This is a genomic window from Paraburkholderia sp. NMBU_R16, assembly GCF_013282575.1.
In the GTDB taxonomy this organism is placed as follows: domain Bacteria; phylum Pseudomonadota; class Gammaproteobacteria; order Burkholderiales; family Burkholderiaceae; genus Trinickia.
This window is the reverse complement of sequence record NZ_JAAAYE010000412.1, coordinates 1-253: the sequence shown is the minus strand read 5'-3', so window position 1 is coordinate 253 and position 253 is coordinate 1. Positions and strand designations below refer to the sequence as shown.

The window sequence follows — 253 nt, the reverse complement described above, 5'->3', positions numbered from 1 at the left end:
AGTTCGGGCGTGCGGCGGCCAGCATGCGGTTGAGCACCGCCACACCGATCGATGTTTCAGTCTGCTGCGCATCGGGATGACGCGTGCGCAGACGCGGGCCGATCAGTGCCTTGTATCGCCCCATCGTTGTCACCTTCCGGCATAAAGGAGCCGGGTATTTCCGGCATATAGGCGCCAGCAGAAGTGGGCAGAATCGAGCATCTTTGTGGTTCAAGAATGTGCCGTTTATCCGGCGTTTGCAAGGTTCAAGTGA

At 58.5% G+C, this 253-nt stretch carries 1 pseudogene; it reads right to left on the bottom strand.

From position 1 onward, the window contains the following. Positions 1–130, bottom strand: a pseudogene (locus GWC77_RS30005) (IS5/IS1182 family transposase); the annotation flags it as partial. Positions 131–253 lie beyond the last annotated feature (123 nt).